General features: G+C 60.3%; 1 protein-coding gene. It reads left to right on the top strand.

All coding sequences use genetic code 11. The annotated features are described in order from the left end of the window. Nucleotides 1-297: ABC transporter ATP-binding protein (locus P0G09_RS19165; RefSeq protein WP_275253462.1), on the top strand; the 297-nt coding region annotated here is incomplete at both ends.

Here is a 297-nt window from a genome sequence, read left to right as displayed (position 1 = left end):
GATGTGTCCATTCAGGCGCAGGTGGTCAACCTGATGAAGGATATCCAGCAGGAGACCGGCACGGCCTACCTCTTCATTGCCCAAGACCTTTCCATGGTCAAGTATATCTCTGACCGCATCGGGGTGCTCCATCTGGGCCACCTGCTGGAGACCGGCACCACCGAGGAGATCTTTGAGCAACCCATCCACCCCTACACCCGGAGCCTGCTGTCGGCCATCCCGCTGCCCAACCCTGTTGTGGAAAAGCGCCGCGTGGCCGAGACCTACGAATACGCCGCCTCCGGCATCGATTACAGC

It is taken from the genome of Faecalibacterium sp. DFI.5.82, from assembly GCF_029076575.1.
Classification (GTDB): Bacteria; Bacillota; Clostridia; order Oscillospirales; family Ruminococcaceae; genus Faecalibacterium; species Faecalibacterium duncaniae.
This window is presented reverse-complemented; position numbering and strand designations above follow the sequence as displayed.